The organism is Paenibacillus sp. A3 (genome assembly GCF_001399685.1).
Lineage (GTDB): Bacteria > Bacillota > Bacilli > Paenibacillales > NBRC-103111 > Paenibacillus_G.
The window spans coordinates 17493-30881 of record NZ_JTHN01000037.1 but is presented as its reverse complement, the minus strand read 5'-3'; the positions used below and the strand labels follow the sequence as shown (position 1 = coordinate 30881).

General features: G+C 53.4%; 13 protein-coding genes. All 13 read left to right on the top strand.

What is annotated here, in order from left to right; translation table 11 throughout:
* The first annotated feature begins 165 nt into the window (after window positions 1-165).
* The 13 genes from QJ48_RS05250 (at window position 166) to QJ48_RS05190 (ending at window position 13369) form a co-directional block, all read left to right on the top strand.
* Entirely contained in the window at window positions 166-2685 is a 2520-nt protein-coding gene (locus tag QJ48_RS05250) for a S8 family serine peptidase (protein WP_054972592.1), read from the top strand.
* Between the two features lie 76 nt (window positions 2686-2761).
* A complete protein-coding gene (locus QJ48_RS05245) occupies window positions 2762-3013 on the top strand; it encodes a DUF1146 family protein (protein ID WP_054972593.1) in 252 nt (83 codons plus the stop codon).
* Window positions 3014-3159: 146 nt separating this feature from the next.
* A complete protein-coding gene (gene murA / locus QJ48_RS05240) occupies window positions 3160-4485 on the top strand; it encodes a UDP-N-acetylglucosamine 1-carboxyvinyltransferase (RefSeq protein ID WP_054972591.1) in 1326 nt (441 codons plus the stop codon).
* A 168-nt stretch (window positions 4486-4653) separates the two neighbouring features.
* Window positions 4654-5712, top strand: coding sequence for a stage II sporulation protein D (spoIID, locus tag QJ48_RS05235; RefSeq protein WP_054972590.1), 1059 nt, complete (start codon window positions 4654-4656; stop codon window positions 5710-5712).
* 67 nt (window positions 5713-5779) lie between these two features.
* Complete coding sequence (locus QJ48_RS05230) at window positions 5780-6511, top strand: M23 family metallopeptidase (protein WP_054972589.1); 732 nt, start codon at window positions 5780-5782, stop codon at window positions 6509-6511.
* A gap of 192 nt (window positions 6512-6703) precedes the next feature.
* Entirely contained in the window at window positions 6704-6991 is a 288-nt protein-coding gene (gene spoIIID / locus QJ48_RS05225) for a sporulation transcriptional regulator SpoIIID (protein WP_036682840.1), read from the top strand.
* Between the two features lie 280 nt (window positions 6992-7271).
* Complete coding sequence (locus QJ48_RS05220) at window positions 7272-8270, top strand: rod shape-determining protein (protein ID WP_054972588.1); 999 nt, start codon at window positions 7272-7274, stop codon at window positions 8268-8270.
* A 15-nt stretch (window positions 8271-8285) separates the two neighbouring features.
* Complete coding sequence (locus QJ48_RS05215; protein WP_054972587.1) at window positions 8286-9179, top strand: flagellar hook-basal body protein; 894 nt, start codon at window positions 8286-8288, stop codon at window positions 9177-9179.
* Window positions 9180-9236: 57 nt separating this feature from the next.
* The gene (locus QJ48_RS05210; RefSeq protein WP_054972586.1) at window positions 9237-10112 is read left to right on the top strand and encodes a flagellar hook-basal body protein; all 876 of its coding nucleotides are present in this window, start codon (window positions 9237-9239) and stop codon (window positions 10110-10112) included.
* 28 nt (window positions 10113-10140) lie between these two features.
* Window positions 10141-10359, top strand: coding sequence for a DNA-directed RNA polymerase subunit beta (locus QJ48_RS05205; RefSeq protein ID WP_063858025.1), 219 nt, complete (start codon window positions 10141-10143; stop codon window positions 10357-10359).
* 128 nt (window positions 10360-10487) lie between these two features.
* On the top strand, window positions 10488-11009 hold the full coding sequence (locus QJ48_RS05200) for a CDP-alcohol phosphatidyltransferase family protein (protein ID WP_025847708.1): 522 nt from the start codon (window positions 10488-10490) through the stop codon (window positions 11007-11009).
* Between the two features lie 168 nt (window positions 11010-11177).
* Window positions 11178-11621 (top strand): 3-hydroxyacyl-ACP dehydratase FabZ, encoded by a 444-nt coding sequence (gene fabZ, locus QJ48_RS05195; protein ID WP_054972584.1) that lies wholly within the window; start codon window positions 11178-11180, stop codon window positions 11619-11621.
* Between the two features lie 38 nt (window positions 11622-11659).
* Entirely contained in the window at window positions 11660-13369 is a 1710-nt protein-coding gene (locus QJ48_RS05190) for a phospho-sugar mutase (RefSeq protein ID WP_054972583.1), read from the top strand.
* Window positions 13370-13389: the final 20 nt, after the last annotated feature.

Sequence of the window (13389 nt, the reverse complement as noted above, 5' to 3'; positions counted from 1 at the left end):
ACTTTTTGGGGTCACTGCAAAAGGCGGGGTTTTTCGGCGTATATGTCTGAATGGTGAAACTTTGCCCTCAGGTTTTCAATTCCAGTTGCAGGGATTCCGCTTAAAGCTTAGAATGAGATAATGGGGTTAGGCTGAAGAAAATCATGATAAAGGATTCTGAATGCGATGAACGGCATACATCTTAAACATACAATATACTCATCATTCTTGGGCCTCACGATTTTCCTCACCAGCACCGGTACGGTTTATGCTTTGGAGGCGGACGATCCGTTCTATGCCAAGCAGACTTACCTTAAGCAAATTCATATGAACGAAGCCTGGAATGTGACGCAGAGCAACAGCGGCATGATTATCGCGGTCGTCGATACCGGAGTAGATTTGGCGCATCCTGATTTGAAGCCTAATTTGCTGCCGGGCGTCAACCTGATTCATCCGAAACAGCCGCCGGCGGACGACAACGGCCACGGCACCAACGTAGCGGGTGTCATAGGTGCTGTGGGAAATAACGACCGGGGCGTTGCCGGCATGCTGTGGAACGCCCGGATCATGCCGATCAAAGCGCTTGAAGCGGACGGGTCCGGCGGCGAGCAGAAGCTCGGCGAAGGGATTCGTTATGCCGTCGATCATGGCGCCAAGATTGTTGTTCTCTCGCTCGGCCTCAATAAATACTCCGCCTACATGAACGATATCGTACGGTATGCGGAGGAAAGAGACGTGCTGCTGGTAGCCGCTACGGGCAACGAAGGCAACCGCGTCAAATATCCGGCGGCGTATCCTACCGTCCTCGCAGTTGGCGGGGTGAATGCTAACGGTGCGGTGAACGAATTGTCCAACACGGGACCGGAGGTCGACGTCGTTGCGCCCTGGGATGTGTTCACGACGGCGACAGGCGGTTCGTACGAAGCGAAGGACGGGACGTCGATGGCTGCACCGCAAGTCGCGGCTGCGGCCGCACTGCTGTGGGGACGGAATCCGGAGATGAAAGTGTATCAGATTCGCCAATGGATTCGCCAAACCGCGGAGGACCTAACCGGAAAAGGCTGGAATCCGCGCACCGGCTACGGCTTGCTTCGGGTAGACCGATTGCTCAATGAGCCTTATTTGGCTGACATGTACGAACCGAACAACCGTAAGGATCAGGCCAAAGTGGTCTCCGCCAGTAAAAAGATTACCGCCTCCTTCTCGGACGGTACAGACAACGACTGGTTTGCTACGGATGCTTCCTACGACGGAACCGTAAATGTTACGCTGGAGCTTGATAGCAGCTTATCGGTGAATGTGCAGCATACGGACGCTTCCGGCGTGCTGACGACCAAAACCGTGCAAGGAGGCCAGACGGTTCCGTTCAAAGTATCGAAGGGGCGAAGTTATTTTCAACTGCAGCTTAGCGACCGCAACCGCAAAGTGGAGACGCCTTACGGACTGACGACTTCCTTTGACATTTACCGCGACCCGTACGAAGACAACGACCGCCAGTTCAAAGCGTACGTGCTGCCTTCCCGGAGCGTGAAGGTCAAGGGGACGTTCCACCAATACAATGATGCGGACTGGTATGAATTCCCAGTTACCCAAACCGGCTCGTTACGCATTCATGTGACAACCGATACGGCGCGAATCGACCCGGTGCTTCTCGTTCAAAAGCAAGGAGAGAAGTCGGTGACGATCGACGAAGGGGACGACGGCGCAACGGAGTCGTACTCCTTGCCCGAAGTATTTCCCGGCACCTATTATATTCGGGTTGCTAATGTGAAGGATTATACGAATCCGGTTGTTGGCGAATATACGCTGGCGATCGAATACGACGCGAAGCTGATTGACCCGAACGAACCGAATAACCGCTCTTATCAGGCGACCGCCATCTCGATGGATACTCCGTATAACGGCCTGCTCGATAAGTCGGACGACGTGGATTGGTTCCAGTTCAAGGTGGAAGAGGAAAGCTTCGTTCGAGTCGGACTTAGCGACATCCCTTCCGGAGTGAGCATGTATATGCATTTATACGACGGGTCGATGAATTCGATGGCGACCTCGATGAACAACAGCTCAGCCGATTCTCAGGAGTTGTCCGGCCGCTTCAAGCCGGGGACGTACTATCTGAAGCTGACTTCCAACCGGCCGTTCGATAACCGCATGTATCAGCTCCTCGTTAACGCCAAGCCGTTGACCGGCGGCTATACCGATATTCGAGGGCATTGGGCGCAGAATGCGATCTTGAATTTGACCGGCAAACAGGTCATTAACGGATACGACAACTATACGTTCCAGCCCGACCGGCCGATTACCCGTGCCGAAGCGACGGCGGTTATCTCGCGGGCGTTCCGGCTGTCGAAGCAAAAATCGGTCAGCTACTCGGATTTGCCGGAGACGCATTGGGCCTACGATCATGTGGCCCGGGCGACACAGGCGGGGATTATCGAAGGTTACCCGGACCGGACGTTTGCGCCGGATCAGCCGGTCACTCGCATGGAGATGACGGCGATGCTGGCACGCAGCATGAACATGACGGGCAAACGAAGAGGCGCCCTTCCGTTCACCGACGTGGATGAAGAGTATTGGGGCGTCGGTCTGCTCAAGCAGATGAAAGCCGAAGGACTGGTCGGCGGCTATGCGGACGGCACGTTCCGGCCCGAGCAGCAGGCGACCCGGGCCGAATTTGTCCAGCTACTGATGGGGATTCTGAAATAAACCGGGTCCGGAAGCGGCCAATACGGCTCTTCCGGACCGGCGGGACACTGCGGTGAAAGCGGGGAATGCTTTTTCCATGGATTATTTGGATCAAATGAGCGCGTCGATGGGACTAAAGGGGATGATCAACATTGTGGTCGTCCTGGTATTCATCGGCGTCTCTTGGTGGGCTCTGCAGGAGCTGAAGCTGGAGACGATGCTGAGACGCCCCAAAAGCGCCCAAGCTAAAATGCTGCAAATCCTGCTCTCGATCGCGTTAGGGTATCAAACTGCCCGGTTCGTGATCGACTATTTGGAGTGGTCGACTTGGTTCTCCGGAATGTTCTGAAAAAACTTTTTTTCGAATAACCGAGGAGAATGTTGTCAACAATGGTTAGTACAACCGTTAGAAAATCCGCTCGGGCCACGAATGGTATCGTGACCGGCTAAAGGACTATGAAACCGCAGGCAGAAATTACGCGGAGGGGGATCATGATGAGCAAAATAATCGTCCGCGGCGGCAAAAAGCTATCCGGCAGGGTCAAAATAAACGGCGCGAAAAACGCTGTCCTGCCGATCATCGCAGCCTCGATCTTAGGAACGGATGGAGTCAGCGTCATTCACGACGCGCCTCCCCTGGATGACGTCCTTGTCATTAACAAGGTGCTAGAAAGTCTGGGAATCAAGATTGAATATAAACATGAAACGGTCCGCATCGATGCATCCAAGATCGATACGTGCGAGGCCTCCTATGATCTGGTAAGAAAAATGCGGGCGTCGTTTCTGGTCATGGGTCCGCTGTTAGCCCGTGTCGGCCAAGCGCGTATATCGCTGCCCGGAGGATGCGCTATCGGAACCCGTCCGATCGACCAGCATCTGAAAGGCTTCGAAGCGATGGGCGCGGAGATCGAGCTCGGCCAAGGGTATATCGAAGCGAGAGTGAGCGGACGATTAAAGGGTGCCAAGGTGTACCTCGATGTCGCCAGCGTTGGAGCGACGGAGAACATTATGATGGCCGCGGCGCTTGCCGAAGGCACGACCTTAATTGAGAACGCCGCCAAGGAGCCGGAGATCGTCGATCTGGCGAACTATCTTAACGCGATGGGTGCCAAAATCCGCGGAGCGGGTACAGGCATCATCCGCATCGACGGCGTATCGCAGCTCACCGGCGCAGTACATACGGTCATTCCCGACCGCATTGAAGCAGGTACATATATGATTGCCGCCGCCATCACGAACAGCGATTTGTACATCGAAGGAGCGATCGGCGACCATTTGCGTCCGGTCATTTCCAAGATGCAGGAGATGGGCGTGCAAATTCAAGAAGATGAGAACGGCCTCCGGGTGTATACGGATCGCCCTCTCCGAGCGGTAGATCTTAAAACGCTGCCTTATCCCGGCTTCCCTACCGACATGCAGTCGCAGATGATGGCCCTGCTGCTGATGGCAGACGGGACCAGCCTGGTTACCGAGACGGTTTTCGAAAACCGTTTTATGCATGTGGAGCAAATGTTAAACATGAATGCGCAGATTAAGGTGGAGGGCCGTACGGCGGTCGTCAGCGGCGGCAGCAAGCTCCAAGGGGCCAAGGTGTGCGCGACCGATCTGCGTGCCGGAGCGGCGCTTGTTTTGGCCGCGCTTGCGGCCGACGGCGATACGGAGATTACCGGCATTCATCACATTGACCGGGGCTATGTAAATATTGCCGAGAAGCTCAGTGCGCTGGGGGCCGACATCCGCCGGATTCCTGTCGAGATCGTCGATACGGAAGAAGAGGAGCAAACGCTCCCGCTGTTCGCTGTGCAGCCAAGCCTCGCTTAACGCTTATGGCTTCTATTCTCTTGGAACGGGAACCGACTCTTTCATTCGGAAAGGGCCGGTTCTCTTTCTTTTGAGGTTCTATTCTATCTTTTCGGTTCATAAGATGGTGTTACCTGCAGCCGCAGCGCCTGATTTTTGAGAGCCGACAAAAGATGGAGGAACCCGTTGATGAAGTACAAGCTGACCCGGACGCAACAATCTTGGATTCGTTGGTTGGCCGTATGGCTGGCCAGCTTCACAGCTGTCGTCGTGCTGGTACCCGGCCTGCTCGTACGCACGGGGCCCGGAAAGGAGCCGGAACCAGCACCGCCTGCTGCTGCAGAGCTGCCGTCCGCAGCCCGGCAGCAGGACGAACTGCTTATTCCCGTTTACCGGGCAAAGGAGAAGCGAACGGAGAAAATGGCCCTCGAGCAGTATGTGAGGGGCGTCGTCGCGGCGGAGATGCCCATCGAATTTGAGCCGGAAGCGCTCAAAGCCCAAGCGATAGCCGGACGCACCTATATCGTCCGAAGGCTGCTCGACGGCGACCAGAGCAATGTCCCCGACGCGAATGCGCTTGTAACGGATACGATCAGCCATCAAGCTTACGTCACCGACGAGGAGCTAAAGCAGCGTTGGGGCGACGACGCGTTCCTCTCCCGCATGGACAAGCTGAAACGGGCGGTAGAGGAAACAAGGGATCTCGTACTAACCTATCAAGGGAAACCGATCGAAGCGAGCTTTTTCTCTACCAGCAACGGGTATACGGAAAATTCGGAAGACTACTGGAATTTCAACGTTCCGTATTTGCGAAGCGTACCGAGCCCTTGGGATGCCAAGCTGTCGCCCCGTTATAAAGAGACGGTAGCTTTTACGTCCAAGGAGTTGCACCGCAAGCTGGGGTTGCCCGGCGCTGTGCCGGTATCGGCCGGAAGCCCTCTCGGCATCAAGGTAATAGAGAAGAGCCAAGGAAATCGCATAAAGAAGCTGTCTATTGGCGGAAAGCTATTTACCGGAAGAGAGGTTCGAGAGAAGCTCGGACTGAATTCCAGCCAGTTTCAATGGTCATGGAGCGGGGGGAAATGGCGGTTTACGACATTCGGCTACGGGCATGGCGTAGGGATGAGCCAATGGGGCGCCAACGGAATGGCGATGGAAGGACGCAAGGCGGAGGACATTGTCAAATACTATTATGCCGGCATAGCCATCGACCGTGCTTCCAATCTATTGAAAGGAAAAACTTTCTAATAAAATAGGTTTTCCCGCGTATAAATCTCGCGAACCTGGCAAGAATGGTTAGCGAGGTGATATACAAATGAGTGAACAAAAAAGAGATTTGGTCCAAGAAGAAGCTCCTAAATCTACCGAAGGAGCCCAAAGCGGCACAGCGTCATCCTGGAAAAGATTGCTCGCCAAGAAGTGGGTATTTCCGGCAACGTACATGGCAGCTGCGGCAATCATCTTAACGTTAATGTGGTGGTACCAAGGGGCGAGCATCACGAAGCCTGACAAAAACGTCAGTCTTGATGCTACGAAGTCCGGTACGGTCACAGGAAACGTCTCGGGTACCGACGCGGTAGCTACCAACGCTAAACAGGAAACGATGCAATGGCCGGTCAAAGAACGCAGCGAACTGGATGTCGTGCTTCCTTTCTTCGATAACAAAGCGTCGAACGAAGTGCGGCAAGCCGCGATGGTCGAATACGGCGACACCTTCACCCCGCATATGGGTATGGATTTTGCAAGACACGACAATCAAGCGTTTGACGTATTGGCCGTTATGGGCGGTAAGGTCACGGCGGTACAAAAAGATCCGGTCGTCGGCAACTTGGTGGAAATTACGCATAGCAACGGGCTTGTTTCGGTCTATCAAAGCTTGGCCGAAGTCAAGGTCGCCAAAGACGCCGAAGTGAAGAAGGGCGACGTCATCGCCAAGGCGGGACGCAACGAGCTGGAAAAAGACCAAGGCACCCATTTGCATTTCGAATTGCGTCAAGGTCAAGGCGGCCCGGCGGTTAATCCGGAGCAATACCTCGGAGATCATTAATATCGGCAGAGCAGCAGGCAGGGGATCGCTCCTCTGCCTTTTTGTTTTCGCGGGACGAATATCTCTTGCGAAAACACGCTTGTCCTTGAAATAATTGTTCGCTGCGGGCTTGTCAGCCTTCCGAAACAAAGAATATAAGCGTGCGCCCCTCATATAATGTACCAAACTAACTCGAGTAGGGAGGCGAGGGGAGTGCACGATTACATCAAAGAGCGAACCATTAAGATAGGCCGCTGCCTGGTGGAGACCAAGCATACGGTTCGCACCATAGCCAAGGAATTCGGCGTTTCCAAAAGCACGGTGCACAAAGACTTGACGGAACGTCTACCGGAGATTAATCCGGAGCTTGCCAATCAGGTGAAGCATATTTTGGAATATCATAAGTCCATCCGTCACCTGCGCGGGGGAGAGGCCACCAAGATTAAATACCGGAAAACCCGCAGCCCGAAGGCGCAAGAGAAGCTCGTTACCGTTAAGTAAACCTGCCCCGTTGCAGGGCGCGTTCCCAGCCGTACCGTGAGCTGTATTTCCCAACGCGGAGGTAGGCCTATAGCCCTTGGATGCAAACGGGCCTCCGCGCCGCTGACGGTACGCCCCTTCTCCCGAACCGGCCGGAAACGAAGCGATATTTGTCGAAAAATCGTTCAAAAAAAAGAGGAATTTTGAAATACATGGCGAATTTACCTAAGTAACGTATATAATAGAAGTGCCACTTCTTTTACAATAAGGATGGACGGTTGGCTAGGGAGGATCAATAGGAATGTTAAGCAAGGATATCGGCATAGATCTCGGGACTGCGAACGTCCTGATTCATGTGAAAGGTCGGGGCGTTGTCCTGGATGAACCGTCCGTCGTCGCCATCGAAAGCGATATAAAGCGAGTGCTGGCCGTGGGCGAAGAAGCGCGCCGCATGGTTGGCCGGACGCCCGGCAATATTGTGGCGATCCGTCCGCTTCGGGACGGCGTTATTGCCGACTTTGAAATAACGGAAATGATGCTGAAGTATTTTATCAATAAAGTCGGCGGGAAGAACTGGTACAGTCACCCCCGTATTTTGATCTGCGCTCCGACGAACATCACGTCGGTAGAGCAAAAGGCCATTCGGGAAGCGGCCGAACGGAGCGGGGCGCGCGAAGTGTTTTTGGAAGAAGAGCCCAAGGCTGCGGCCATCGGCGCCGGAATGGATATTTTCCAACCGAGCGGCAACATGGTCGTAGATATCGGCGGAGGTACGACGGATGTGGCCGTATTGTCCATGGGCGACATCGTTACCTCCTCTTCTATTAAAATCGCAGGGGACAAGTTCGACTCTGCCATTATGAAATATATCAAAAGCAAGTACAAGCTCTTGATCGGTGAAAGAACAAGCGAGGATATTAAAGTCCGTATCGGGACGGTACATCCGGACGGCAAGCGCGAGACGATGGATATCCGCGGCAGAGATATGGTGAGCGGACTGCCGTTGACGATGACCATCAATTCGCAGGAAATTCAAGAAGCGCTGTGGGAGCCGGTATCGTCCATCGTGGCGGCAGCCAAGAGCGTGTTGGAGCGCACGCCTCCGGAGCTGTCGGCCGATATTATCGACCGCGGCGTTATTTTGACCGGCGGCGGCGCGATGCTGCACGGCATCGATCAATTGTTGGCGGACGAGCTTAAGGTGCCCATCCTGATTGCGGAAGATCCGATGCATTGCGTTGTAAAAGGGACCGGCATTATGTTGGACAACCTGGATAAAGTAACCAAGCGCAAATTTTAGGAGGGTAACCAATCGATGTTAAGAGGCCTGTATACCGCCGCTTCCGGCATGATCGCACAGCAGCGCAAGCACGATATCGTTACCAATAATATTGCCAACCTCAACACTCCCGGCTTTAAAAGCGGCAACGGAATTAATCGGTCGTTCCCGGAAATTCTGATTTCCCGGGTGCGCAGCGGCAAGGGCGAACCGGGTTCGGTGCCTGTCGGCCGGATTAATACGGGGGTTATGGCGGAGGAGAACGTTTCTCTGCATGCGCAAGGCGATATTCAGGAAACGAAGAACCCTTTTGACTTTGCCTTGATTTCGGATATTCAGGTGCCGGGCGCCCGCTTTGACAGCTCAGGCAAGTACGTGGATCAGAACGGACAGCGGGTGATTCAGCCCCAAGCTTTCTTTACGATCTTGAACGCGGCCGGCGAACAGCGCTATTCCCTGAACGGCAAATTTTCGCTGGATGCGAACGGACGGTTGATCGATTCCGAGGGCCATTCGGTGTTAGGACGCGATGGACAACCTATCGTGCTGATGGATGCGGGTACGCCGGTCACGAATTTCCGTATGACCCGGACGGGACAGTTCACCAATGCAGAGGGCCAGTCGATATTGGGGGCGAACGGACAACCGTTGACGCTGCTTATTACCCGGGTGGAAGATCCGAACCAATTGGTCCGCGAGGGCAACGGGCTGTACCGCTTAAATGCTCAGGATCAAGGCGCGTTCCGGCCGATTGACGCTCAAGACCAGGTTGAAGTGCGGCAAGGCTATGTCGAGCGCTCCAACGTTGATTCCAGCCAGTCCATGGTCGATATGATGTCGGCTTTACGGGCTTATGAAGCTAACCAAAAGATGATTCAGTATTACGATAAAAGCATGGAGAAAGCAGCCAACGAAATCGGCCGCGTCTAATCTGCCATTACATATAGCTCGTCCAGCTGAGAAACACCCCTTACAGGAGGAGTTCACGTGAATCATTCGATGATCAATTCATCCGTTTCGATGCATGCGCTTCAGCAAAAGCTCGATCTGCTTGCGAATAATATGGCCAACGTCAACAATACGGGCTATAAACGCCGGGAAGCTTCGTTTCAAGACGTGTTGACCAACGTGAAGCAGCAGCCCCGCGGTTTTCAAAAAGAAGGCCGGCTTACGCCCCTTGGATACAACCAAGGGTGGGGGGCCAAACTTGCGTCATCTCAATTGAATATGAGTCAAGGCTCGCTGAAGCCAACGAACAACCCGCTTGACGTGGCGATTGAAGGGGCGGGACTGTTTGAAATATCCACCGCTTCCGTGGATGCAGCGGGCAATCCGGTTAGAGAAACCCGTTGGACGCGAGACGGTTCCTTCGAGCTGTCGCCTTCGGGCGATCCGCAAAACCCTGACGGCTTGATTTTGACTACGAAGGATGGTCATTACGTGATGGGGGCAGACAACAATCCGATTCGCGTGCCGAACAACCACCAGATACAAATTCAAGCGGATGGGACGATTCTGGCCCATGATGAAGCGGATCCTAATGCGGAGGCGGTTCCGGTCGGACAAATCAAAATGGTACGCGTGGTTCGCCCTCAGCTTTTGCAGCAGCTCGGCGATAACGTGTTCGGATTGCCTTCCGATATTACTGCACAGCAGCGGGACGACATCTTGGATCCCGTAACGACGGGGAACAACACGGTTGACCCGATTACGGTTCGCCAGGGCTTTTTGGAACAGTCGAACGTCAGTCTTGCAGACGAAATGACTGAGCTCATCATGGTTCAGCGGGCGTTTCAGTTGAATTCCCGCGCAGTATCTTCGTCCGATCAAATGATGAACTTGGCCAACAACTTGCGTGGCTAACGGCATTACGCAAAGCGAGGTAGGGAACTTGAGCGATAACCGAAAAGAGGCGCCTGCGGAATCAAAAAGATGGAAAAAAGCGGTTCTTACGTTCCTGAAGTGGACGTGGATTCCGTTCACTAGCATACTGGCGCTTTTAGTAGGGCTTGCGATCGGGTACGTTTATATAGGAAAGCAAGATTTGCAAGAGGTTTTCAATTTAAATACGTGGCGTCATGTGTTTGATTTGATCTTTGCTGATACGTAATGGTAAACTCCCGGGTAGGGAGTTTTATTTTTTTCCTCATAAAGGTATAATGTATGGATGGGAAGCGTTATAGAGAGAGAATCGAGCTGCGCCGATAACGTAAGCGGCTCAGAGGGGGACGCTATTTCGTGTGGAACTTGCCCAATGTACTGACCGTATGCCGCTTTGTTCTGATTCCCGTCTACCTCGTGGTGTTTGGAGCAGGATATATCAAAAGCGCCTTTTTCGTCCTGCTTATTGCAGGGCTTACTGACGTACTGGACGGCTACATTGCACGGAAACGAAATTTGGTCACCGAGCTTGGCAGCATGTTGGACCCGCTCGCGGACAAGCTGATGATGATCACCGTCATCTTGTCGCTGGTTTTCTCCCAGATGATTTCGTGGCAAGCTGCAGGAGCCATGTTTTTACGGGACGCGGGCATGATCGTGGGATCAGCAATTTTTCACTTTCGGGGCAAAAAGACCGTTCCGGCGAATGCGATGGGTAAATTGACGACCGTCTTGTATTATGTTGCCATTCTGCTGATCGTTTTCGAACTTCCATACGCTCATGCGTATTTATGGTTTGTCATCGCCGTATCGTTCGTCACCTCTATTATTTATATTCTTCAGTTCAAGCTGTTGAACAAACGCGGCTTACATTCCTAAGGGGACCCTTTTCGAAATAAAAAGAGCTCATGCCTGGATTCACCTTACCGGCAAATCCGCACATAAGCTCCCTTATATCAACCTTCACTGCTGCAGCTCATGAAGGGACATTTGTATTGTAAGTTGAACCAGACGTTTTTATACTCACCCAGGAAAGGAGCATCTGCCTTGTTAGATGCCGTTCAAATTCAAAAGATTATTCCGCACCGTTACCCGTTTTTGTTAGTGGACCGCATAGTAGAAATTGAACCGGGCGTGAAATCCGTAGGTATTAAAAACGTAACAATCAACGAACCGTTTTTCCAGGGACATTTCCCGGGATTTCCCGTCATGCCGGGGGTGCTGATTGTCGAAGCTCTTGCGCAGGTCGGTGCCGTAGCCCTATTGCAACTGGAAGCAAACCGTGGGAAAATCGGGTTGCTCGCAGGGATCGACAATTTTCGGTTCCGCGGTCAAGTGAAGCCGGGAGATACGTTAAGGCTAGAGGTCATGATTACACGATCGAAAGGCATTATCGGCAAGGGGCAGGCAACGGCCAAAGTCGATGATAAAGTCGTCGCGGAAGGCGAAATCATGTTCGCGCTTCAGGAGAAAAATACCGATCATAATTGACATAAATACATAAAATTCCGGGTAGAGGAGATGGAATAATGAATACGGGGAAGCATGTGCAAGAGCAATACGAGCTTTGGTTGAAGGATCCGGCAATTGACGAGGGCACCAAAGAAGAGCTTCGACAAATTGCGGGGGATCCTAAAGAAATCGAAGATCGCTTTTACCGCGATCTGGAATTTGGTACCGGGGGCCTGCGCGGCGTCATTGGGGCCGGTACGAACCGGATCAATGCGTACACGGTAGCCCGTGCCACCCAAGGGCTCGCGCAGTTCATGCTTGCTTCCGGCAAAGCATCGCTTTCCGCGGTGATTGCCTACGATTCCCGGAACCAGTCGCCCGAATTTGCGCTTGAAGCGGCTAAGGTGCTGGCAGGCAACGGAATCAAAGCGTACGTGTTCGAATCGCTTCGTCCGACGCCGGAGCTTTCATTTGCCGTCCGGTATTTGAAGGCCGACGCCGGCATCGTTATCACGGCAAGCCACAATCCTCCCGAATATAATGGATATAAAGTATACGGAAACGATGGCGGACAGCTTGTTCCGGAGCAAGCCGAGCAAGTCATTGCTGAGATCCGTAAGGTACAGTCGTTTGCCGACGTAAAGAGAAAATCGCGCGCCGAGGCCGAAAGCGCCGGTTTGCTTCAATGGATCGGCGAGGCGGTGGACGCCGAATACATTCGTGCGGTCACGGCCATCAGCCGTAACCCGGAGCTGGTGAAGCAGACGAGCGATAACTTCCGCATCGTATTCACACCGCTGCATGGAGCGGGCAATTTATCCGTGCGCGCGGCATTGGCCGGGATCGGCTTCGATCAGGTGCAGGTGGTTGCCGAGCAGGAACAGCCGGACGCTAACTTCTCAACGGTAAAATCGCCGAATCCGGAGGAACGGGAAGCGTTCACTTTGGCCATTAACGAAGCCAAGAAAACGGACGCCGACATCATTATCGGAACGGATCCAGATTGCGACCGGATGGGTGCGGTTGTGAAGGATGCGAACGGCGAATATTTCGTGCTGACGGGCAATCAGTCCGGCGCGATTATGGTCGATTACCTGCTCAGCAGCCGCAAAGAGCGCGGAGAGCTTCCGGCTAACGGCATCGTGATCAAAACGATCGTCACCAGCGAGATGGGAGCGGTCATTGCCGAGCATTATGGGGCTAAAGTATTGAACACGCTGACAGGCTTCAAATATATCGGCGAAAAAATGACACAGTTCGAGCGGACCGGAGAAGCCGAATTTTTGTTCGGCTACGAAGAAAGCTACGGTTATCTCGCCGGCAACTATGCGCGCGACAAGGATGCGGTAATCGCGTCGATGCTGATCTGCGAAGCTGCAGCTTATTACAAAAGCCAAGGCAAAACCTTGTACGATGTTCTGCAGGAACTGTATGCGCGTCACGGCTACTTCTTGGAAAAGCTCGAATCGCGCACGCTCAAAGGCAAGGATGGCGTCGAGAAAATCCAAAGCATCATGAGTGATTGGCGCAGCGCCCCGCCGGAAGTGCTTAACGGATTGCGGGTCGTTAAGGTTGAGGACTTCTCTCAAGGATTGTACGGACTTCCGTCGGAAAACGTCCTTAAATATACGCTTGAAGACGATTCTTGGTTCTGCCTCCGCCCATCGGGCACGGAGCCGAAGATCAAAGTATACTTTGCCGTTCGAGGCACCTCCGCGCAGGCCGCTTCCGAAGCGATCGAACAACTGGTTCAGACAGTTATGTCCCGCGTGGACAATCACAACTAACTTTGGGAGTGGGCAGTGTT